This is a genomic window from Pantoea conspicua (assembly GCF_002095315.1).
Classification (GTDB): Bacteria; Pseudomonadota; Gammaproteobacteria; order Enterobacterales; family Enterobacteriaceae; genus Pantoea; species Pantoea conspicua.
Genome location: NZ_MLFN01000040.1, coordinates 1 through 21,600, shown reverse-complemented (window position 1 = coordinate 21,600; position 21,600 = coordinate 1). Strand labels below are relative to the sequence as shown.

At 54.9% G+C, this 21,600-nt stretch carries 19 protein-coding genes and 2 pseudogenes; all 21 read left to right on the top strand.

Annotated elements, in window-relative coordinates; all coding sequences use genetic code 11:
• Positions 1-43 precede the first annotated feature (43 nt).
• The 21 genes and pseudogenes from asnC to HA41_RS13735 all read left to right on the top strand — a co-directional run bounded on the left by asnC (position 44) and on the right by HA41_RS13735 (position 21,389).
• Positions 44-505 carry a transcriptional regulator AsnC gene (gene asnC / locus HA41_RS13835; protein WP_094121258.1) on the top strand — a complete coding sequence of 154 codons (462 nt, stop codon included), beginning with the start codon at positions 44-46 and terminating at the stop codon, positions 503-505.
• 154 nt (positions 506-659) lie between these two features.
• Positions 660-1,100 carry an FMN-binding protein MioC gene (gene mioC / locus HA41_RS13830; protein WP_094121257.1) on the top strand — a complete coding sequence of 147 codons (441 nt, stop codon included), beginning with the start codon at positions 660-662 and terminating at the stop codon, positions 1,098-1,100.
• 432 nt (positions 1,101-1,532) lie between these two features.
• Positions 1,533-3,421 (top strand): annotated as a pseudogene (gene mnmG, locus HA41_RS13825) (tRNA uridine-5-carboxymethylaminomethyl(34) synthesis enzyme MnmG).
• A gap of 47 nt (positions 3,422-3,468) precedes the next feature.
• The gene (rsmG, locus tag HA41_RS13820) at positions 3,469-4,086 is read left to right on the top strand and encodes a 16S rRNA (guanine(527)-N(7))-methyltransferase RsmG (protein WP_094121256.1); all 618 of its coding nucleotides are present in this window, start codon (positions 3,469-3,471) and stop codon (positions 4,084-4,086) included.
• Between the two features lie 713 nt (positions 4,087-4,799).
• Positions 4,800-5,180 carry a F0F1 ATP synthase subunit I gene (gene atpI, locus HA41_RS13815; RefSeq protein ID WP_094121255.1) on the top strand — a complete coding sequence of 127 codons (381 nt, stop codon included), beginning with the start codon at positions 4,800-4,802 and terminating at the stop codon, positions 5,178-5,180.
• Positions 5,181-5,188: 8 nt separating this feature from the next.
• The gene (gene atpB / locus HA41_RS13810) at positions 5,189-6,007 is read left to right on the top strand and encodes a F0F1 ATP synthase subunit A (protein ID WP_094121254.1); all 819 of its coding nucleotides are present in this window, start codon (positions 5,189-5,191) and stop codon (positions 6,005-6,007) included.
• Positions 6,008-6,111: 104 nt separating this feature from the next.
• Positions 6,112-6,351 carry a F0F1 ATP synthase subunit C gene (atpE, locus tag HA41_RS13805; protein WP_003849523.1) on the top strand — a complete coding sequence of 80 codons (240 nt, stop codon included), beginning with the start codon at positions 6,112-6,114 and terminating at the stop codon, positions 6,349-6,351.
• A gap of 104 nt (positions 6,352-6,455) precedes the next feature.
• The gene (gene atpF / locus HA41_RS13800) at positions 6,456-6,926 is read left to right on the top strand and encodes a F0F1 ATP synthase subunit B (RefSeq protein WP_094121253.1); all 471 of its coding nucleotides are present in this window, start codon (positions 6,456-6,458) and stop codon (positions 6,924-6,926) included.
• Positions 6,927-6,940: 14 nt separating this feature from the next.
• Positions 6,941-7,474 (top strand): F0F1 ATP synthase subunit delta, encoded by a 534-nt coding sequence (gene atpH, locus HA41_RS13795; RefSeq protein WP_094121252.1) that lies wholly within the window; start codon positions 6,941-6,943, stop codon positions 7,472-7,474.
• Between the two features lie 14 nt (positions 7,475-7,488).
• Complete coding sequence (gene atpA / locus HA41_RS13790; RefSeq protein ID WP_094121251.1) at positions 7,489-9,030, top strand: F0F1 ATP synthase subunit alpha; 1,542 nt, start codon at positions 7,489-7,491, stop codon at positions 9,028-9,030.
• A gap of 52 nt (positions 9,031-9,082) precedes the next feature.
• On the top strand, positions 9,083-9,964 hold the full coding sequence (gene atpG, locus HA41_RS13785) for a F0F1 ATP synthase subunit gamma (RefSeq protein WP_094121250.1): 882 nt from the start codon (positions 9,083-9,085) through the stop codon (positions 9,962-9,964).
• 14 nt (positions 9,965-9,978) lie between these two features.
• On the top strand, positions 9,979-11,376 hold the full coding sequence (gene atpD, locus HA41_RS13780) for a F0F1 ATP synthase subunit beta (protein ID WP_010258870.1): 1,398 nt from the start codon (positions 9,979-9,981) through the stop codon (positions 11,374-11,376).
• A gap of 24 nt (positions 11,377-11,400) precedes the next feature.
• Complete coding sequence (locus HA41_RS13775; protein ID WP_094121249.1) at positions 11,401-11,820, top strand: F0F1 ATP synthase subunit epsilon; 420 nt, start codon at positions 11,401-11,403, stop codon at positions 11,818-11,820.
• Positions 11,821-11,981: 161 nt separating this feature from the next.
• Complete coding sequence (glmU, locus tag HA41_RS13770; RefSeq protein WP_094121248.1) at positions 11,982-13,352, top strand: bifunctional UDP-N-acetylglucosamine diphosphorylase/glucosamine-1-phosphate N-acetyltransferase GlmU; 1,371 nt, start codon at positions 11,982-11,984, stop codon at positions 13,350-13,352.
• Between the two features lie 146 nt (positions 13,353-13,498).
• Positions 13,499-15,328 carry a glutamine--fructose-6-phosphate transaminase (isomerizing) gene (gene glmS / locus HA41_RS13765; RefSeq protein ID WP_094121247.1) on the top strand — a complete coding sequence of 610 codons (1,830 nt, stop codon included), beginning with the start codon at positions 13,499-13,501 and terminating at the stop codon, positions 15,326-15,328.
• 165 nt (positions 15,329-15,493) lie between these two features.
• Positions 15,494-16,537: a phosphate ABC transporter substrate-binding protein PstS gene (gene pstS, locus HA41_RS13760; RefSeq protein ID WP_094121246.1), complete on the top strand. Its 1,044-nt coding sequence runs from the start codon at positions 15,494-15,496 to the stop codon at positions 16,535-16,537.
• A gap of 87 nt (positions 16,538-16,624) precedes the next feature.
• The gene (pstC, locus tag HA41_RS13755) at positions 16,625-17,587 is read left to right on the top strand and encodes a phosphate ABC transporter permease PstC (protein WP_031376162.1); all 963 of its coding nucleotides are present in this window, start codon (positions 16,625-16,627) and stop codon (positions 17,585-17,587) included.
• The gene (gene pstA, locus HA41_RS13750; RefSeq protein WP_031376161.1) at positions 17,584-18,474 is read left to right on the top strand and encodes a phosphate ABC transporter permease PstA; all 891 of its coding nucleotides are present in this window, start codon (positions 17,584-17,586) and stop codon (positions 18,472-18,474) included. The genes pstC and pstA overlap by 4 nt, the downstream gene beginning before the upstream one ends.
• Positions 18,475-18,518: 44 nt before the next feature.
• Positions 18,519-19,292: a phosphate ABC transporter ATP-binding protein PstB gene (gene pstB, locus HA41_RS13745; protein ID WP_031376160.1), complete on the top strand. Its 774-nt coding sequence runs from the start codon at positions 18,519-18,521 to the stop codon at positions 19,290-19,292.
• Between the two features lie 17 nt (positions 19,293-19,309).
• Positions 19,310-20,044 carry a phosphate signaling complex protein PhoU gene (gene phoU / locus HA41_RS13740; protein WP_003849553.1) on the top strand — a complete coding sequence of 245 codons (735 nt, stop codon included), beginning with the start codon at positions 19,310-19,312 and terminating at the stop codon, positions 20,042-20,044.
• 107 nt (positions 20,045-20,151) lie between these two features.
• A pseudogene (locus HA41_RS13735) lies at positions 20,152-21,389 on the top strand (MFS transporter).
• The last annotated feature ends 211 nt before the right edge of the window (positions 21,390-21,600 follow it).

The following is a 21,600-nucleotide window of genomic DNA, read 5'->3' as shown; positions in this document are numbered from 1 at the left end:
CATTCTCCCTTGTTGAATTCAACGCAGCCTAACGAGGATGGTCATGCCCGAACATTTGCAGCTCGATAACCTGGATCGCGGCATTCTGAATGCCCTGCTGGATAACGCGCGTACCGCTTACGCCGAGCTGGCAAAACAGTTTAATGTCAGCCCCGGCACCATCCATGTGCGGGTGGAGAAAATGAAACAGGCCGGCATTATTCTGGGCACCCGTGTCGACATCGATCCGCGCCAGCTGGGTTTTGATGTCTGTTGTTTTATCGGCATTATTCTCAAGAGCGCACGCGATTATCCGGCGGCACTGAGCAAACTGGAGGCGCTGGATGAGGTGGTGGAAGCCTGGTATACCACCGGTCACTACAGCATCTTTATCAAGGTGATGTGCCGCTCGATTGATGCCCTGCAACAGGTGCTCATCAACAAAATTCAGACGATTGATGAAATTCAATCAACAGAAACCCTGATCTCTCTGCAAAACCCGATCATGCGAACCATCAAGCCCTGATCGCGTTTCCCCTGTGTACAACCTTATCCCGGATGAATGCAGCGGCTGACAACGGCTGCGTTCACATCACCCGATCAATTAACCCTGTTTTCCACAGGTGGATCACCGCTTGATCACAGCGTACAATGCCCGCCTTAATGTCCGGGAGAGCAAGATGGCCGATATTACTTTAATCAGTGGCAGTACCCTGGGTAGCGCCGAGTATGTTGCTGAGCATCTGGAAGAGAAATTACAGGAAGCAGGCTACTCAACGCAGCTGCTGCACGGGCCGGCGCTGGATGAGGTGCCGCAGAAAGGCATCTGGCTGGTGGTCTGCTCTACGCATGGCGCAGGTGAAATTCCCGATAATCTGCAGCCATGGTTCGAGGCGATCAATGAAGGACAGCCCGATCTCTCTCAGGTTCGGTTTGGCGCCGTCGGCCTCGGTAATCACGAATATGATCTGTTTTGTGGCGCGATCCGTCAGATAGAAACACTGTTAATCGCTCAGGGCGCACAGCGGATCGGCGATCGTCTGGAAATCGATGTGCTTGAACATGAGATCCCTGAAGATCCGGCCGGGGTCTGGGTAATGGACTGGAAAAGCGCGATCTGAATCTGGTCGGGGATCGTGAAATAGTGACGATCCCCAGTGGAAGATGCTGATTTTGTCCTTTTGAAGCCGTTTATTTTGTGGATAACTACCCTCTTTTACTGCGTATAACCGGTAGTTATCCAAAGAATAACCGCAGTATGCTTTTTGAGCTGTGTATAAGTAGCCATTTTGATCCCAGCTTATACGGATCAGGATCACCGATCATTAACAGCTAGTGATCCTTGCTAATCGCTTGTTGTGACTGGTGTTCTGGCACATATCCACAGAAACCGGCGATCCTAATAAGAGATCTAACAGAAAGATCATATACAGATCTAAGATCCTTTCTTTTAAAACCTGAGGATCCCGCAGCTTTCACCCCAGGCGGAATTTGAGTAGAATCCACGCCCCAGGACGACGATCCTGCCTGTTCATCAACCGAGGTACCACTTCATGTTTTATCAGGATCCTTTTGACGTCATCGTAATTGGTGGTGGTCATGCGGGCACCGAAGCCGCAATGGCGGCAGCCCGAATGGGTCAGCAAACCCTGTTACTCACCCATAACATTGATACGCTTGGACAAATGTCCTGTAACCCGGCGATCGGTGGCATTGGCAAAGGACATCTGGTGAAGGAAGTGGATGCCATGGGGGGTCTGATGGCCCATGCAATCGATCAGGCTGGCATTCAGTTTAGGATACTAAACGCCAGCAAAGGTCCGGCCGTCAGGGCAACCCGTGCTCAGGCGGATCGCGTGCTCTATCGTCAGGCGGTGCGTACGGCGCTGGAGAACCAGCCCAACCTGATGATCTTCCAGCAGGCGGTTGACGATCTGATTGTGGAAAACGATCGCGTCGTTGGTGCTGTGACCCAGATGGGGCTCAAGTTCCGGGCGAAGAGCGTAGTGCTGACCGTGGGCACCTTCCTCGACGGTAAAATTCATATCGGACTGGATAATTACAGCGGTGGCCGTGCTGGGGATCCGCCCTCTATTCCGCTGGCAAAACGGCTGCGTGCCCTGCCACTCCGGGTTAACCGCCTGAAAACCGGTACGCCGCCGCGCATTGATGCGCGCACCATCGATTTTTCAGTACTGACGCCGCAGCATGGCGATCACCCGATGCCGGTGTTCTCGTTTATGGGCAATGCATCCCAGCATCCGCAGCAGGTACCGTGCTGGATCACCCATACCAATGAAAAAACCCATGAGGTGATCCGTAACAACCTCGATCGCAGCCCGATGTATGCCGGGATCATTGAAGGGATCGGGCCACGTTACTGCCCGTCAATCGAAGACAAAGTGATGCGCTTTGCCGATCGTAATGCGCATCAGATCTTCCTCGAACCGGAAGGACTGACCAGCAACGAAATTTATCCGAACGGCATCTCAACCAGCCTGCCGTTTGATGTGCAGATACAGATCGTCCGGTCGATGCAGGGTCTGGAAAATGCCAAGATCGTGCGGCCGGGTTATGCCATTGAGTATGACTTCTTCGATCCCCGCGATCTGAAACCGACGCTGGAAAGCAAATTTATTCACGGCCTGTTCTTTGCCGGACAGATCAACGGCACCACCGGCTACGAAGAGGCGGCTGCGCAGGGTATGCTGGCCGGCCTCAACGCCGCGCGCCAGTCTGCCGACAAAGAGGGCTGGGCGCCGCGTCGCGATCAGGCTTACCTCGGTGTACTGGTTGACGATCTCTGCACGCTCGGCACCAAAGAGCCGTACCGTATGTTTACCTCCCGTGCCGAGTATCGCCTGATGCTGCGTGAGGATAATGCCGATCTGCGTCTGACCGAAACCGGCCGCGAGCTGGGACTGGTCGATGATGCCCGCTGGGCGCGCTTTAATCAGAAGCTGGAAGCGATTGAACAGGAGCGTCAGCGCCTGCGCGATATCTGGGTACATCCAAAATCCGATCACGTGACGGAGGTGAACACGGTTCTCAGTGCACCGCTGACCAAAGAAGCCAGTGGCGAAGATCTGCTGCGTCGTCCGGAAATGACTTATCTGAAGCTGATGTCGCTGAATGCCTTTGGTCCGGCGCTGGCTGATGAGCAGGCGGCTGAGCAGGTTGAGATTCAGGTCAAATATGAAGCTATATCGCACGCCAGCAGGAAGAGATCGATCGTCAACTGCGTAACGAAAACACCCTGTTGCCGGTTGACCTCGACTATCGCCAGGTCAACGGCCTGTCGAATGAGGTGATCGCGAAGCTGAATGACCACAAGCCGACCTCAATTGGCCAGGCGACACGCATTTCCGGTATTACCCCGGCGGCCATCTCTATTCTGCTTATTTATCTGAAAAAACAGGGTCTGCTGCGCAAAAGCGCCTGACCTGAAACGGGGCGAGGCGACTCGCCCCCGCTGACTGGACTTACGCTGTGATTAACCGACTCACCTCGCTGCTGCAGGCAGCCAATATTTCCCTCTCCGATCAACAAAAACAGCAGCTGGTAGCCTATGTCGGCCTGCTGGATAAGTGGAACAAAGCCTACAATCTGACCTCAGTGCGTGATCCACAGCAGATGCTGGTGCGCCACATCCTCGACAGCATTGTGGTGGCACCCCAGCTGATCGGCTCGCGCTTTATCGATGTGGGAACCGGACCGGGCCTGCCAGGTATCCCGCTGGCGATCGTGATGCCTGATGCGCATTTCACACTGCTCGATAGCCTGGGTAAGCGGGTGCGCTTCCTGCGCCAGGTGCAGCATGAGTTAGGACTCACTAACATTATTCCGGTACAGAGTCGGGTTGAAGACTTTCCGGCAGAGCCACCGTTTGATGGGGTGATCAGCCGCGCATTTGCCTCTCTGACCGACATGGTGAACTGGTGTCATCATTTACCGGGAACAGAAGGGCGCTTTTTTGCCCTCAAAGGCGTCCGTCCTGATGATGAAATTGCCAGCTTACCGGCGGGCTATCACTGTGATGCGGTGGTTAAACTGCAGGTTCCACAGCTGGACGGTGACCGACACCTGGTGATTATTCGTCAGCAATAGGCCTGAAGTAAGTAAGGAGTTAATCTTCGCCAGCAACCTCTCTTCATCAGTTTGCTGGTGAAAAAAGGTGCAGTTGATGCGTTAAAAAAACGGAATTTTGATTCTGCAACATGCGGTGGAAAATTAACAAAGCCGACGGAAATTATCCGAAAAGCTCTGTTACATTTAACGTTTAATTCACATTTAGTTAGCAGAAAGATCACTTGTATAGCGGACTGGTGGAATAGAAATAGTCACGCCAGAAAATATATCAGGGTAATAACCCGGCGTGCGTAATATGAATTTAACGTTTCTCATGCACCCTTCGATGTCAATAGCGTGTTTTCCGGGAAAATAGGCTTCTCCGATCATACTTATATTTTCAATCATATGATTTTAAACGGTTTATTGAGAGAAAGAAAAGTTCGGAATTAGCCCTGAGAGGAAAGTTGAGACGGTGCGAATGCTTATTATGTGATCTAAAGCACGCTTTAAAAGCAAGTCGGCAGCCCATTTTCAGGCAGGAAACGACAAATTCCTGTGGGCTAATGTTTGGAAAAATAGCCCTCCGGAAAGAAATTTAAATAATTGTTCACCTTTTCGCTACTTACCGATTGAAATCGCAGGTGCGGCCCGTATAATTTGCACGGCTTTTGCTGCTTGACTCAAATGCGTAAAGGCAGTCTTATACGACACGCGACATACCCCTAATGGGGCAGGAGAGTATCAGCGTCATGTCAGTGTCTCTTTACAGTGTAAAATTCGCCCGGACAGTGCTGATGATTCAGCTGATGACGATTGTCATCATCGGCGCACTCTTTGCTCTGAAAGATGTCACCCTGGGCGTTTCTGCTCTGGCTGGCGGCGCGGCAGCCTGGCTGCCAAATGTGTTGTTTTTGTTTTTAGCCTGGCGCCTGCAGGGGCAAACCCCCGCTTCGGGGCGAGTCGCGTGGAGCTTCGCTTTGGGTGAAATAGCCAAAGTGTTCGCGACCATCATTTTGCTCATTGTGGCGTTGGGTCTATTCGGGGCGGTTTTCTGGCCGGTCGGAATAACCTGGTTATCGGTGCTGGTGGTACAAATGCTGGCACCGGCGGTAATTAACAACAAAGGGTAAGAGGCATCATGGCTGCAGGAGAAATCTCTACTCCGCAAGAGTACATTGGTCACCACCTGACTCATCTTCAGTTGGACCTGCGTACCTTCGAGATAGTGAATCCGCACGACGCTCCCGCGACGTTCTGGGTATTAAATATCGATTCCATGTTTTTCTCTATGGTGCTGGGAATCATCTTCCTGGTGTTGTTCCGTAGCGTGGCGAAATCTGTCACCAGCGGTGTGCCAGGGAAAATGCAGGCGGCTATCGAACTGGTTGTCGGTTTCGTTGATAGTAACGTGCGCGACATGTATCACGGTAAGAGCAAACTTATCGCCCCGCTGGCGCTGACAATTTTTGTCTGGGTCTTCCTGATGAACTTCATGGATCTGTTGCCAATCGATCTGCTGCCGTATATCGGTGAGCATTGGTTGGGCCTGCCGGCGCTGCGCGTTGTGCCGTCTGCAGACGTGAACATCACGCTCTCTATGGCGTTGGGCGTCTTTATTTTGATTCTGTTCTACAGCATCAAAATGAAAGGCATTAGCGGCTTCACGAAAGAGCTGACGCTGCAGCCTTTTAACCACCCGATCTTCATCCCGATCAACCTGATTCTGGAAGGTGTCAGCCTGCTGTCTAAACCGGTTTCTCTTGGTTTACGACTGTTCGGCAACATGTATGCGGGTGAGCTGATCTTTATCCTTATTGCCGGTCTGTTGCCGTGGTGGTCGCAGTGGGTGCTGAATGTGCCGTGGGCCATTTTCCACATCCTGATCATTTCGCTACAGGCTTTCATTTTCATGGTCCTCACGATTGTCTATCTGTCGATGGCATCTGAAGAACATTGATTTTTTTCTCAACACTACTTTCCCTCTCTATTCCGGGTCACAGCCAGCCGGCTGCAGCCCGGAAGATGAAGGGAGCATTTAACTGAAACAAACTGGAGACTGTCATGGAAAACCTGAATATGGATCTGCTGTACATGGCTGCCGCTGTGATGATGGGCCTGGCGGCAATCGGTGCTGCGATCGGTATCGGCATCCTCGGAGGAAAATTCCTGGAAGGCGCTGCTCGTCAGCCTGACCTGATTCCTCTGCTGCGCACGCAGTTCTTTGTTGTAATGGGTCTGGTGGATGCAATCCCAATGATCGCTGTTGGTCTGGGTCTCTACGTGATGTTTGCTGTCGCCTAAAGCCCTGTGTTCACTCAGCGCACAGTGTGCAAGGGTGAACGGATTCTGCCGCTTATCGATGATAACGGCAGAAAAGTTAAATACTCAATTAGAGGCATTGTGCTGTGAACATTAATGCAACAATCCTCGGCCAGGCCATCGCGTTCATCCTGTTTGTCGCGTTCTGCATGAAGTACGTATGGCCGCCGATTATGGCTGCCATCGAAAAGCGCCAGAAAGAAATTGCTGAAGGCCTTGCTTCTGCTGAACGCGCGAAGAAAGATTTGGATCTCGCGCAGGCTAATGCGACCGACCAGCTGAAAAAAGCCAAAGAAGACGCTCAGGTCATTATCGAGCAAGCGAACAAGCGTCGCGCGCAGATTCTGGACGAAGCCAAAACCGAAGCTGATAACGAACGTACTCGCATCGTGGCACAAGCGCAGGCTGAGATTGACGCCGAACGCAAACGTGCTCGTGAAGAACTGCGTAAGCAAGTCGCGTTGCTGGCTATGGCCGGCGCCGAGAAGATCATCGAACGTTCCGTGGATGAAGCTGCTAACAGCGACATCGTTGATAAACTGGTCGCTGAACTGTAAGGAGGGAGGGGCTGATGTCTGATCTGATTACTGTAGCTCGCCCCTACGCCAAAGCAGCTTTTGACTTTGCTGTTGAGCATCAAAGTATAGAACGCTGGCAACAGATGCTGGCGTTTGCCGCAGAAGTGGCTCGCAATGAACAGATGGCTGATCTTCTCTCAGGTGCATTAGCACCCGAAGCGCTGGCAGCGTCGTTTAACGCAGTCTGTGGTGATCAACTGGATGAACCCGCGCAGAACCTGATTAAGGTGATGGCGGAAAACGGACGTTTGACAGCGCTTCCGGCAGTACTGGCCCAATTCATCGAACTGCGTGACGCTCATGAAGCCACCGCAGAAGTTGATGTTATCTCCGCCAGTACGCTGAGTGACGACCAGCTGAATAAAATCAGCGCCGCGATGGAAAAACGTCTGTCACGCAAAGTTAAGCTGAATTGCAAAATTGATAAGTCTGTGATGGCAGGCGTGATCATCCGTTCGGGTGATCTGGTTATTGATGGCAGCGTACGCGGCCGTCTTGACCGTCTGGCTGACGTCTTGCAGTCTTAAGGGGACTGGAGCATATGCAACTGAATTCCACCGAAATCAGCGAACTGATCAAGCAGCGCATTGCTCAGTTCAATGTCGTGAGTGAAGCTCACAACGAAGGTACGATTGTTTCTGTAAGTGACGGTATCATCCGCGTACACGGCCTGGCCGATGTGATGCAGGGTGAGATGATTGCCCTGCCGGGCAACCGTTACGCGATTGCCCTGAACCTCGAGCGTGACTCAGTAGGTGCGGTGGTGATGGGTCCTTACGCTGACCTCGCCGAAGGCATGAAGGTTAAGTGTACTGGCCGTATTCTGGAAGTACCGGTAGGCCGTGGCCTGCTGGGCCGTGTGGTGAACACCCTGGGTGCACCTATCGACGGTAAAGGCGCCATCGACAACGACGGTTTCTCACCGGTCGAAGTGATTGCACCGGGCGTTATCGATCGTCAGTCAGTCGACCAGCCGGTTCAGACCGGTTATAAGTCCGTCGATGCGATGATTCCAATCGGCCGTGGCCAGCGTGAGCTGATCATCGGTGACCGTCAGACCGGTAAAACCGCGATGGCGATCGATGCGATCATCAACCAGCGCGATTCAGGCATCAAGTGTGTCTACGTTGCGATTGGTCAGAAAGCCTCAACCATCTCTAACGTGGTTCGCAAGCTGGAAGAGCACGGCGCGCTGCAGAACACCATCGTTGTGGTGGCCTCTGCCTCTGAATCTGCTGCACTGCAGTATCTCTCTCCATATGCAGGCTGTGCGATGGGTGAATACTTCCGTGACCGCGGTGAAGATGCGCTGATCGTTTATGATGATCTCTCTAAGCAGGCGATTGCTTATCGTCAGATTTCTCTGCTGCTGCGCCGTCCACCAGGCCGTGAAGCTTTCCCTGGCGACGTGTTCTACCTCCACTCCCGTCTGCTGGAACGTGCATCACGCGTAAGCGCTGAATATGTTGAGCGTTTCACCAACGGTGAAGTGAAAGGCCAGACCGGCTCTCTGACTGCACTGCCGATCATCGAAACCCAGGCGGGCGACGTTTCTGCGTTCGTTCCGACCAACGTAATCTCGATTACGGATGGTCAGATCTTCCTGGAATCGAACCTGTTCAACTCCGGTATTCGTCCGGCGGTTAACCCAGGTATTTCGGTATCCCGTGTAGGTGGTGCTGCACAGACCAAGATCATCAAGAAACTGTCCGGTGGTATCCGTACCGCACTGGCACAGTATCGTGAACTGGCGGCGTTCTCGCAGTTCGCCTCTGATCTGGACGATGCAACCCGTAAACAGCTGAGCCACGGTCAGAAAGTGACCGAGCTGCTGAAGCAGAAACAGTATGCGCCGATGTCTGTCGCGCAGCAGGGTCTGGTTCTGTTCGCGGCCGAGCGTGGCTATCTGAACGACGTTGAGCTGGCGAAAATCGGCAGCTTTGAAGCTGCACTGCTGGCCTTCGCCGATCGCGATCACGCCGAGCTGATGGCTGAAATCAACCAGTCGGGTAACTTCAATAACGATATCGAAGCGAAGCTGAAAGGCCTGATCGATACGTTTAAAGCAACCCAGTCCTGGTAATGTCTGGCGGCTTGTCTGAAAAGGCAGGCCGCAAGGCTTTGAGGAGAAGCTAATGGCCGGCGCAAAAGAGATACGAAGCAAGATTGGAAGCGTGAAAAACACGCAGAAGATCACCAAAGCGATGGAAATGGTCGCCGCCTCCAAGATGCGTAAAACGCAGGAACGCATGGCGGCCAGCCGTCCGTATGCAGACACCATGCGCAAAGTGATTGGTCACCTTGCGTTGGGTAATCTGGAATACAAGCACCCTTACCTGCAAGAGCGCGACGTTAAGCGCGTCGGCTACCTGGTCGTTTCAACTGACCGCGGGCTTTGTGGTGGTTTGAACATTAACCTGTTCAAGAAAGTACTGGCAGATATGAAGTCCTGGTCCGATAAAGGCGTGCAGAGCGATCTGTCGATCATCGGGTCTAAAGGGGCGTCATTCTTCAGTGCTGTCGGTGGCAACATCGTGGCACAAGTCAGCGGCATGGGCGATAAACCTGCCCTGTCTGACCTGATTGGCCCGGTCAAAGTGATGTTGCAGGCTTATGATGAAGGCCGCATCGACAAGCTGATGATCGTCAGTAACAAGTTCAATAACACCATGTCTCAGACTCCGACCATTACCCAACTGCTGCCGTTACCGCCAGCGGAAGGTGAAGAAGAGATGAAGGCGAAGACCTGGGATTACCTGTACGAACCCGATCCGAAAGCGCTGCTGGATACCCTGCTGCGTCGTTACGTCGAATCGCAGGTTTATCAGGGTGTGGTGGAAAATCTGGCCAGTGAGCAGGCCGCACGTATGGTAGCGATGAAAGCCGCAACCGATAACGGCGGAAATCTGATCAAAGAGCTGCAGTTGGTGTACAACAAAGCTCGTCAGGCCAGCATCACCCAGGAACTTACCGAGATCGTCTCGGGGCCTCCGCGGTTTAACCAGGTTTGGAATTAGGTAGAGGATTCAAGATGGCAACTGGAAAGATTGTCCAGATTATCGGCGCCGTTGTTGACGTCGAATTCCCTCAGGACGCGGTACCGCAAGTGTACAGTGCCCTCGAGGTTATGAATGGTGATGCGCGTCTGGTGCTGGAAGTTCAGCAGCAGCTGGGCGGCGGCGTGGTCCGTACCATTGCAATGGGTACGTCTGACGGCCTGAAGCGTGGTCTGAGCGTCAACGACCTGCAGAAACCGATTCAGGTTCCGGTCGGTAAAGCGACCCTGGGCCGTATCATGAACGTTCTCGGCGAGCCAATCGACATGAAAGGCGAGCTGAAAGAAGAAGATGGTAGCGCAGTAGAGATCGCCTCTATTCACCGCGCGGCACCTTCTTATGAAGATCAGTCTAACTCGCAGGAACTGCTGGAAACCGGCATCAAGGTTATCGACCTGATGTGTCCGTTCGCCAAGGGCGGTAAAGTCGGTCTGTTCGGTGGTGCGGGTGTGGGTAAAACCGTCAACATGATGGAGCTGATCCGTAACATCGCGGCTGAACACTCAGGTTACTCAGTGTTTGCCGGTGTGGGTGAGCGTACTCGTGAGGGTAACGACTTCTACCACGAAATGACTGACTCTAACGTTATCGATAAAGTTGCGCTGGTCTATGGCCAGATGAACGAGCCGCCGGGTAACCGTCTGCGCGTAGCACTGACCGGTCTGACCATGGCGGAAAAATTCCGTGATGAAGGCCGTGACGTTCTGCTGTTCATCGATAACATCTACCGTTACACCCTGGCCGGTACCGAAGTGTCGGCACTGCTGGGTCGTATGCCATCTGCGGTAGGTTACCAGCCAACGCTGGCAGAAGAGATGGGTGTGTTGCAGGAGCGTATTACCTCCACCAAGACCGGTTCAATCACTTCCGTACAGGCCGTTTACGTCCCTGCGGATGACCTGACTGACCCGTCTCCAGCCACCACCTTTGCGCACTTAGACTCAACGGTAACGCTGAGCCGTCAGATCGCCTCTCTGGGTATTTACCCGGCTGTTGACCCGCTGGATTCCACCAGCCGTCAGCTGGATCCACTGGTTGTGGGTCAGGAGCACTACGACGTAGCCCGTGGCGTTCAGTCACTGCTGCAGCGTTACCAGGAGCTGAAAGACATCATCGCCATCCTCGGTATGGACGAGCTGTCTGAAGAAGATAAACTGCTGGTGGCACGTGCGCGTAAGATTCAGCGCTTCCTGTCTCAGCCGTTCTTCGTTGCGGAAGTCTTCACCGGTTCTCCGGGCAAGTACGTTACGCTGAAAGACACTATCCGTGGCTTTAAAGGCATCATGGAAGGTGAGTTTGACCACCTGCCAGAGCAGGCCTTCTACATGGTTGGTGCCATCGAAGAAGCCGTGGAAAAAGCGAAGAAACTGTAATAACGGTTTCCCGGGAGGAAGATTATGGCTATGACTTATCACCTGGATGTGGTCAGCGCAGAGAATCAGTTGTTCTCTGGTCTGGTACAGAAAATTCAGGTGTCAGGTAGCGAAGGTGAACTGGGGATTTTCCCTGGCCATGCGCCGCTGCTGACTGCCATTAAGCCTGGAATGATCCGTATCGTGAAACAGCACGGCGAAGAGGAGTTTATCTACCTCTCTGGCGGCGTGCTGGAAGTGCAGCCGGGCAGCAGCACCGTTCTGGCCGATACCGCTATTCGCGGTACCGATCTGGACGAAGCCCGCGCCCTGGAAGCGAAACGCAAAGCAGAAGAGCACATGAACAGCAGCCACGGTGACGTGGACTATGCTCAGGCCTCTGCCGAGCTGGCGAAAGCCATTGCCAAACTGCGCGTGATCGAACTGACCAAAAAAGCGATGTAATCCAGCTTTATGCGTCACGAAATGCCAGCCCTTCGGGCTGGCATTTTTTTTGTCTGTCAGGCCATCTGCGCCCTCCCGCCTAATTTCGGCCTGAGAAAAATGTAGTAATCTCACCCTCAAACCGTTTTACTTTCACCCGTAAAAATTCACTCAGGATAGTTATGTCTAACAGTGCGATGAGTGTGGTGATCCTTGCTGCCGGCAAGGGCACCCGTATGTATTCCGATCTGCCAAAAGTTCTGCATACGCTGGCAGGCAAACCGATGGTGCAGCATGTGATTGACGCTGCTAAAGGGCTGGGCGCGCAGCAGGTCCATCTGGTTTATGGTCACGGCGGCGATCGACTGAAAGCGACCCTCACTGACAGCGCCCTGAACTGGGTACTGCAGGCCGAGCAGCTCGGCACCGGTCATGCGATGCAGCAGGCAGCGCCCTGCTTCGCGGATGACGAAGACATTATGATGCTTTACGGTGACGTGCCATTGATCGCGGAGGAGACGTTACAGCGCCTGCGTGAGGCCAGACCGCAGGGCGGCATCGGCCTGCTCACCGTAGTGCTGGATAATCCCACCGGTTATGGCCGTATCGTGCGTGAGAACGGCACCATTGTTGGCATCGTCGAGCAGAAAGATGCCACGCCAGAGCAGCTTAACATCACCGAAATCAACACCGGGATTCTGATCGCCAACGGCGGCGATCTGAAACGCTGGCTGGCAAAGCTCACCAATAACAACGCGCAGGGTGAATACTACATCACCGATATCATCGCGCTGGCGCATCAGGAAGGCCGGGTGATTGAGGCGGTTCATCCGACGCGCAGCAGTGAGACTGATGGCGTGAATAATCGTCTGCAGCTGGCGACGCTGGAGCGCACTTATCAGACCGAACAGGCTGAGCGCCTGCTACTGGCGGGCGTGATGCTGCGCGATCCGGCCCGCTTTGATTTGCGCGGGACGCTGACCCACGGCCGGGATGTGGAAATCGACACCAACGTCATCATTGAAGGTCAGGTCACGCTGGGCGATCGGGTAAAAATCGGCGCGGGTTGCATCATTAAAAACAGCGTAATAGGCGACGATTGCGACATCAGCCCTTATTCGGTGATCGAGGATGCGAATCTGGCGACCGCCTGTACCGTCGGGCCATTCGCCCGACTGCGTCCCGGCAGTGAACTGGCGCACGCCGCCCACGTTGGCAACTTTGTTGAGATGAAAAAAGCCCGTCTGGGTGAAGGCTCGAAAGCGGGTCATCTTTCCTATCTGGGTGACGCCGAGATCGGCGCTAACGTCAACATCGGTGCCGGCACCATCACCTGCAACTATGATGGCGCCAATAAATTCAAAACCGTGATCGGCGATAACGTGTTTGTCGGTTCCGATACCCAGCTGGTGGCTCCGGTCAGCGTAGCGGCTGGCGCCACCATTGCCGCCGGTACCACCATCATGAAAGATGTCACCGAAGCCGGTCTGGTCTATAACCGCAAAGAGCAGAACCACAAAGCAGCGTGGCAGCGTCCGCAGAAGAAAAAATAATTTTAACGGCCCGCTCCGCGCGGGCCGATGCAGTGCCAAAACTATAATCCCCACTCTCTACAAGGCTCGGGGAACCGGCAAAGCCGGATATCAGGTCGCATGACAACGAAAGTGGCGAACAGCCATGTAGTCAGGAAAACATCATTATGTGTGGAATTGTTGGTGCAGTAGCGCAACGCGATATCGCAGAAATTCTGCTGGAAGGCCTGCGTCGTCTTGAATATCGCGGATATGATTCGGCCGGTCTGGCCGTGGTCGATCGTCAGGGGCACGTTACGCGTCTGCGACGTTTAGGGAAGGTGCAGAAGCTGGCCGAGGCAGCCGAACAGCAGCCGCTGATCGGTGGAACCGGTATCGCCCATACGCGCTGGGCAACGCACGGCGAACCGTCGGAAGCCAATGCGCATCCGCACGTTTCAGAGCAGATCGTTATCGTGCACAACGGCATTATTGAAAACCATGAGCCGCTACGCGCTGAGATGATCGCGCGTGGCTACGTTTTTGTCTCGGAAACCGATACTGAAGTAGTGGCGCACCTGGTGCACTGGGAGCAGAAGCAGGGCGGTACACTGCGTGAGGTAGTGCTGCGCGTCATTCCGCAGCTACGCGGTGCCTATGGCATGGTGATCATGGACAGTCGCGATCCATCGCTGCTGGTGGCCGCCCGTTCCGGCAGCCCACTGGTGATTGGCCGTGGTGTGGGTGAAAACTTTATTGCTTCCGATCAGCTGGCGCTGCTGCCGGTAACGCGGCGCTTCATCTATCTGGAAGAGGGCGATATCGCAGAAATCAGCCGTCGCGATGTGACGATTGTGGATCGCGCCGGTCAGCCGGTCACGCGCGCCGAAATCGAATCGAATCTGCAATATGATGCCGGTGATAAAGGCATCTACCGTCATTACATGCAGAAAGAGATCTACGAGCAGCCGATTGCGCTGAAAAGCACCCTGAGCGGGCGCTTCAGTCAGGGCAAAGTCGATCTCAGCGAGCTGGGCGCCGGCGCAGAAACGCTGCTGAGCCAGGTGGAGCATATCCAGATCATTGCCTGCGGCACCTCCTATAACTCCGGCATGGTGTCACGCTACTGGTTTGAGTCGCTGGCAAACATCCCGTGTGACGTCGAGATCGCCTCCGAGTTTCGCTACCGCAAATCAGCGGTGCGGAAAAACAGCCTGCTGATCACCTTATCGCAATCGGGTGAAACCGCCGATACCCTGGCGGCGCTGCGCCTCTCCAAAGAGCTGGGCTACCTCGGTTCTCTGGCGGTATGTAACGTAGCGGGCTCTTCGCTGGTGCGGGAATCCGATCTGGCGCTGATGACCAAAGCAGGCACCGAAATTGGTGTTGCTTCAACCAAAGCCTTCACCACCCAGCTGGCGGTATTGCTGATGCTGGTGGCGAAGCTGGGTCGGCTGAAAGGCATGGCGGTGGAAAAAGAGCATGAGATTGTTCATGCGCTACAGGCGCTGCCAGGCCGGATTGAACAGATGCTGGCGCAGGATAAGCTGATTGAAAACCTGGCAGAGGGCTTCTCGGATAAGCATCATGCGCTGTTCCTCGGTCGTGGCGATCAATATCCTATCGCCATGGAAGGAGCGCTGAAGCTCAAGGAAATCTCCTACATACACGCTGAAGCCTATGCGGCAGGCGAGCTGAAGCACGGCCCGCTGGCGCTGATTGACGCCGATATGCCGGTAATCGTGGTCGCGCCCAACAACGAACTGCTGGAGAAACTGAAATCCAACATCGAAGAGGTGCGCGCACGCGGCGGTCTGCTCTATGTGTTTGCCGATCAGGATGCGGGCTTCAGCGACAGTGACGGGATGAAGATTATCCCGCTACCGCACGTTGAAGAGGTGATTGCCCCGATCTTCTACACCGTGCCGTTGCAGTTACTCTCCTATCACGTCGCCCTGATCAAAGGCACCGACGTCGATCAGCCGCGTAACCTGGCGAAATCGGTTACCGTAGAATAACAAAGTGGGCCCCGTCGCGGGCCCGCTTCATTTTCGCCTGCTGTCATATAACTGTCATATTTCCTACATTTCACTGTCATCAAACTGTCCTATTTTCCCTCCTGCAGCAATCACTGACTCTTACTAAAACGGCCCCGAGCCTGAATTTTCTCCCCTGGAGGGAACATGACACTGATGCGTAGCACCGTAGCCCGAATCCTCGCCGCCACCTTTGCAGTCAGCGCGGTATCTGCTTTTGCGGCCACCGATCTGACGGGCGCAGGCGGGACATTCCCGGCGCCGGTTTATGCCAAGTGGGCAGCAGAGTATCAGCAAGCCACCGGTAGCAAGGTTAACTACCAGGGCATTGGTTCATCTGGCGGCGTGAAACAAATCATCGCCAAAACTGTCGATTTCGGTGCGTCCGATGCGCCGATGAAAGATGAAGATCTGCAGAAAAATGGCCTGTTCCAGTTCCCGACCGTGATCGGCGGCGTGGTGCTGGCGGTTAACCTGCCGGGTATTAAATCGGGTGAACTGACGCTGGATGGCAAAACCGTCGGCGACATCTACCTCGGCACCATCAAAAAGTGGAACGATCCGGCGATCGCTAAGCTCAATCCGGACGTGAAACTGCCAGATACCAACATTAACGTGGTACGCCGCGCCGATGGTTCCGGTACTTCGTTTGTCTTCACCAGCTACCTGGCGAAAGTGAACCAGGACTGGAACAGCAAAATTGGTAAAGGCAACACCGTAAACTGGCCGGTCGGTCTGGGCGGTAAAGGCAACGACGGCGTGGCCGCCTTTGTCCAGCGTCTGCCAGGTTCCATCGGCTATGTGGAATACGCCTACGCCAAACAGAACAACCTGACCTATACCAAACTGATGGATGCCGATGGCAAGCCGGTCGCACCGAGCGAAACCAGCTTCAGCAACGCAGCGAAAGGGGCTGACTGGAGCAAATCTTTTGCACAGGACCTGACCTTCCAGAAAGGCGCGGATGCGTGGCCAATCTCTTCAACCACCTTTATCCTGGTTTACAAAGACCAGGCTAATGCGGCCAAAGGCAGCGAAGTGCTGAAATTCTTTGACTGGGCATACAAAAACGGCAGCAAAACCGCCACTGCGCTGGATTATGCCGCCCTGCCAGAGAGCGTGACCGAACAGATTCGCGCTGCCTGGAAAGCCAATATCAAAGACAGTTCTGGTAAGGCGCTTTATCAGTAATTGACCGACCCTGACCGGACTGTGGTCCGGTCAGACCCAACGGGCGGCGCACTGTCGCCCTGATAACTCCTGAAGACTGAGACTTCTATGGCTGCAACCAAGCCGGCATTCAAAGCCCCAGGCAAGCAAGGTGACAGAATATTCGGTGCGCTGGTCAAACTGGCTGCGCTGATTGTCCTGTTACTGATGGGCGGCATTATCGTCTCCCTGATCATCTCCTCGTGGCCAAGCATTCAGAAGTTTGGTTTCTCCTTTTTGTGGACCAAAACCTGGGATGCACCCAACGAACAGTTTGGTGCGCTGGTACCGATTTACGGCACCCTCGTCACCTCCATCATCGCGTTGATTATTGCGGTGCCGGTGAGTTTTGGTATCGCCCTGTTCCTGACTGAACTGGCGCCAGGCTGGCTGCGTCGTCCGCTGGGCACCGCCATTGAGCTGCTGGCTGCGATCCCCAGTATCGTCTACGGCATGTGGGGCCTGTTCGTGTTTGCCCCGCTGTTCGCCGAATATTTCCAGACTCCGGTTAATGACGTGATGTCAGGTATTCCGATTGTCGGTGAGCTGTTTTCCGGCCCGGCTTTCGGCATCGGTATTCTGGCAGCCGGCGTGATTCTGGCGATCATGATCATCCCCTACATCGCCTCGGTGATGCGTGATGTGTTTGAGCAGACGCCGGTGATGATGAAAGAGTCCGCCTACGGCATCGGCTGCACCACCTGGGAAGTGATCTGGCGCATCGTCCTGCCATTCACCAAAAACGGCGTGATCGGTGGCGTGATGCTGGGTCTGGGCCGCGCGCTGGGTGAAACCATGGCGGTGACCTTTATTATCGGCAACACCTACCAGCTCGACAGCCCGTCGCTGTTTATGCCGGGCAACAGCATCACTTCCGCCCTCGCCAATGAGTTCGCTGAAGCGGAATCCGGCGTGCATGTGGCGGCACTGATGGAGCTGGGTCTGATTCTGTTTGTGATTACCTTTATCGTGCTGGCGATTTCAAAACTGATGATTATGCGGCTGGCGAAAAGTGAAGGAGCGCGATCATGACCACCATTGAAGTGCAGGCGCGCGCCGAACTGGATGCATCCCGGCGTAAGATGCAGTCCTGGCGCAGCACCAAAAACAAGATAGCGCTGACGCTGTCGCTGCTGACCATGGCCTTTGGCCTGTTCTGGCTGGTATGGATCCTGTTTACCACCGTATCGCGCGGCCTTGATGGGCTGTCGTGGTCGTTGTTTACCGAATCAACGCCGCCACCGAATACCGCCGGCGGCGGTCTGGCGAACGCCTTAGCTGGCAGCGGATTACTGATTTTCTGGTCAACCTTCTTCGGCACGCCGCTGGGCATCATGGCCGGTATCTATCTGGCGGAATATGGCCGCAAGTCGTTTCTGTCGGAAGTGATCCGCTTTATTAACGACATTTTGCTGTCGGCCCCGTCGATTGTGGTCGGGCTGTTTGTCTACACCATTGTGGTGTCGCAGATGCAGCACTTCTCCGGCTGGGCCGGGGTGATTGCACTGGCACTGCTGCAGGTGCCGATCGTGATTCGTACCACCGAGAACATGCTGCGGCTGGTGCCGGACAGCATGCGTGAAGCGGCTTATGCGCTGGGCACGCCGAAGTGGAAGATGATCTCGGCGATCACCCTGAAGGCGTCCGTATCCGGCATTATCACCGGGGTACTGCTGGCGATTGCCCGTATCGCCGGTGAGACAGCGCCGCTGCTGTTTACTGCGCTGTCGAACCAGTTCTGGAGTACCGACATGATGCAGCCGCTGGCGAATCTGCCGGTCACCATCTTTAAGTTCGCCATGAGCCCGTTCGCCGAATGGCAGAGCCTGGCCTGGGCTGGCGTACTGATTATTACCTTGTGCGTGTTGCTGCTGAATATCGTAGCGCGGGTGATTTTCGCCAAGGGTAAACACGGTTAACTTCCGGCGCTGCCCTGCGCGGCGCTGTATAAGAGAGACGAGCAATGAGTATCGCGACTGCATCAGCCGATAAAATTCAGGTCCGTAATCTGAACTTCTATTACGGCAAGTTTCACGCGTTAAAGAATATCAATCTGGATATCGCCAAAAATCAGGTGACGGCGTTTATCGGGCCGTCCGGCTGCGGTAAATCGACCCTGCTGCGTACCTTTAATAAAATGTACTCGCTCTATCCTGATCAGCGAGCGGAAGGCGATATCCTGCTGGATGGCGACAACATTCTGGCGGCGCAACAGGATATCGCGTTGCTGCGCGCCCGGGTTGGCATGGTGTTTCAGAAGCCAACACCGTTCCCGATGTCGATTTATGACAACATCGCCTTTGGTGTCCGCCTGTTTGAAAAACTGTCCCGTGCCGATATGGACGAGCGAGTGCAATGGGCGCTGACCAAAGCGGCGCTGTGGAATGAAACCAAAGACAAGCTGCATCAGAGCGGTTACAGTCTCTCCGGCGGTCAGCAGCAGCGTCTCTGCATCGCGCGCGGTATCGCGATTCGCCCGGAAGTGCTGTTGCTGGATGAACCCTGCTCGGCGCTCGACCCGATCTCCACCGGGCGTATTGAAGAGCTGATTACCGAGCTGAAACAGGATTACACCGTGGTGATCGTGACGCACAACATGCAGCAGGCCGCACGCTGTTCCGACCACACCGCATTTATGTATCTGGGCGAACTGATTGAATTCAGCGATACCGACACGCTGTTCACCAAGCCGGCACAGAAGCAAACTGAAGACTACATTACTGGCCGCTACGGCTGATTTGACAGGAGATCGCCATGGATAATCTGAATCTGAACAAACACATCTCCGGTCAGTTCAATGCCGAGCTGGAGCACATTCGCACCCAGGTGATGATCATGGGTGGCATGGTCGAGCAGCAACTGACCGATGCCATCACCGCGATGCATAATCTGGACGGTGAACTGGCACAGCGGGTGATCGACGGTGACCAGAAGGTCAACATGATGGAAGTGGAGATTGATGAAGCCTGCGTGCGCATCATCGCCAAACGTCAGCCAACCGCGATCGATTTGCGGCTGGTGATGGCGATCATCAAAACCATCTCTGAGCTGGAACGGATTGGTGACGTGGCGGAGAAAATCAGCCGCACCGCGCTGGAGAAGTTCGGCCAGCAACATCTGCCGCTGCTGGTCAGCCTGGAGTCGCTGGGACGCCATACCGTGCAGATGCTGCACGATGTGCTGGATGCCTTTGCGCGCATGGATCTCAACGAAGCGATCACCATCTACCGCGAAGACAAGAAGGTCGATAAAGAGTACGAGGGTATTGTGCGTCAGCTGATGACCTACATGATGGAAGATCCGCGCACCATTCCCAGCGTACTGACGGCACTGTTCTGCGCCCGGGCGATTGAGCGCATCGGCGATCGCTGCCAGAACATTTGCGAAATCATCTTCTATTTCGTCAAAGGTCAGGATTTCCGCCACGTTGGCGGTGATCGGCTCGACGAACTGCTGTCGGGTGATGACGGCAGTAACAAACCCTCCTGACTAACCCCAACCGTACGCCGCGCTGGCGTACGGTTGCGCGTTTTCGATTGGTCCCTCCCGCAACTCTCTTTATACTTGCGGCACTTTTCTTTCTGAGGTGCTGAATAATGTCTCCTTCTCCCCAGGGTAAACCCGGCGTCACGCCCGGTAGAGCGATGCTGGCTGCCGTCAGCGGTTATGCGATGGACGGTTTTGATCTGCTGATCCTCGGTTTTATGCTGCCCGCGATCAGCGTGTCGCTGGCGCTCGATCCCTCGCAGGCGGGATCGCTGGTTACCTGGACGCTGATTGGCGCGGTGATCGGCGGCATTGTGTTTGGGCATCTCAGCGATCGCTTTGGCCGTATCCGTATGCTGACCGTCACGATTCTGGTGTTCTCGGTGTTTACCGGCTTGTGCGCGGTGGCGCAGGGCTACTGGGATCTGCTGGCCTGGCGTACGCTGGCAGGCGTTGGCCTGGGCGGGGAATTCGGCATCGGTATGGCACTGATTGCGGAAGCCTGGCCGGCGGAGAAGCGCAATCGCGCCTCGGCGTGGGTCGGTATCGGCTGGCAACTGGGTGTGCTGCTGGCGGCATTCATTACGCCACCGCTGCTGACGGTGATCGGCTGGCGCGGCATGTTTCTGGTTGGGCTGCTGCCTGCGCTGGTCTCGTTTGTTATTCGCCGCAGCATGGGCGAACCGGAAGCCTTTCAGGCTCAGGTGAAAAACGTGCCGTCGCTCTCCTTTCCGGCCCGGCTAAAACTGCTGGTCCGCGATCGGGCTACCGCGAAAGCCAGCCTCGGCATCTTTATTCTCTGTTCGGTGCAGAACTTTGGCTACTACGGGCTGATGATCTGGATGCCAGGCTACCTCTCCTCCAGCTTTGGTTTCAGCCTGACCAAATCAGGGTTATGGACGGCGGTGACGGTAGTCGGTATGACTTTCGGTATCTGGCTGTTCGGTGTGCTGGCTGACCGCTTTGCGCGCTGGAAAATTTTCCTGCTCTATCAGTTTGGCGCGGTGGTAATGGTGGTGGTTTATGCTCAACTGCGCGACCCGAACATCATGCTGTTCACCGGCGCCATCATGGGGTTGTTCGTCAACGGCATGATTGGCGGCTACGGCGCGCTGATCTCCGATACCTTTCCGCCGCAGGTACGGGCCACGGCACAAAACGTTCTGTTTAACCTTGGACGTGGCGTCGGCGGCTTTGGCCCGGTGGTGATAGGCCTGCTGGCAAGCCAGTTCTCGTTTGCCGCGGCGATTACGCTGCTGGCGCTGATTTACCTGCTGGATATCGCGGCGACGTTATTCCTGTTGCCGAAAAGCAGAGCCAGGAAGATGCGCTGGGCGCGATTGGCTGAATGAAGGGCGTGGATCTGCCGGGATGAGATGACTCATCCCGGCTGTCGTTTTACCGGCCGGCAAACGGATGTCGAAACGCGATACCGCGTCAGAGCGTTACCGGCAAGAGCGTCGGGATTTAGTTCATCAACGGCAGTAACTGCTGATAGAGCGCGGCAAACGTCTGCCGCAGCGGCTGATAATGGGCCCTGCGCGCAGCGTCTGGCTGGT

What these genes read in the sequence shown, in the direction of transcription:
- pstC (WP_031376162.1), top strand. Translation starts at nt 16,625, where the DNA reads ATGGCTGCAACCAAGCCGGCATTCAAAGCCCCAGGCAAGCAAGGTGAC.
- atpG (WP_094121250.1), top strand. Translation starts at nt 9,083, where the DNA reads ATGGCCGGCGCAAAAGAGATACGAAGCAAGATTGGAAGCGTGAAAAAC.
- atpB (WP_094121254.1), top strand. Translation starts at nt 5,189, where the DNA reads ATGGCTGCAGGAGAAATCTCTACTCCGCAAGAGTACATTGGTCACCAC.
- atpD (WP_010258870.1), top strand. Translation starts at nt 9,979, where the DNA reads ATGGCAACTGGAAAGATTGTCCAGATTATCGGCGCCGTTGTTGACGTC.
- pstA (WP_031376161.1), top strand. Translation starts at nt 17,584, where the DNA reads ATGACCACCATTGAAGTGCAGGCGCGCGCCGAACTGGATGCATCCCGG.
- HA41_RS13775 (WP_094121249.1), top strand. Translation starts at nt 11,401, where the DNA reads ATGGCTATGACTTATCACCTGGATGTGGTCAGCGCAGAGAATCAGTTG.
- mioC (WP_094121257.1), top strand. Translation starts at nt 660, where the DNA reads ATGGCCGATATTACTTTAATCAGTGGCAGTACCCTGGGTAGCGCCGAG.
- pstB (WP_031376160.1), top strand. Translation starts at nt 18,519, where the DNA reads ATGAGTATCGCGACTGCATCAGCCGATAAAATTCAGGTCCGTAATCTG.
- atpA (WP_094121251.1), top strand. Translation starts at nt 7,489, where the DNA reads ATGCAACTGAATTCCACCGAAATCAGCGAACTGATCAAGCAGCGCATT.
- asnC (WP_094121258.1), top strand. Translation starts at nt 44, where the DNA reads ATGCCCGAACATTTGCAGCTCGATAACCTGGATCGCGGCATTCTGAAT.
- phoU (WP_003849553.1), top strand. Translation starts at nt 19,310, where the DNA reads ATGGATAATCTGAATCTGAACAAACACATCTCCGGTCAGTTCAATGCC.
- glmU (WP_094121248.1), top strand. Translation starts at nt 11,982, where the DNA reads ATGTCTAACAGTGCGATGAGTGTGGTGATCCTTGCTGCCGGCAAGGGC.
- pstS (WP_094121246.1), top strand. Translation starts at nt 15,494, where the DNA reads ATGACACTGATGCGTAGCACCGTAGCCCGAATCCTCGCCGCCACCTTT.
- atpI (WP_094121255.1), top strand. Translation starts at nt 4,800, where the DNA reads ATGTCAGTGTCTCTTTACAGTGTAAAATTCGCCCGGACAGTGCTGATG.
- glmS (WP_094121247.1), top strand. Translation starts at nt 13,499, where the DNA reads ATGTGTGGAATTGTTGGTGCAGTAGCGCAACGCGATATCGCAGAAATT.
- atpH (WP_094121252.1), top strand. Translation starts at nt 6,941, where the DNA reads ATGTCTGATCTGATTACTGTAGCTCGCCCCTACGCCAAAGCAGCTTTT.
- atpE (WP_003849523.1), top strand. Translation starts at nt 6,112, where the DNA reads ATGGAAAACCTGAATATGGATCTGCTGTACATGGCTGCCGCTGTGATG.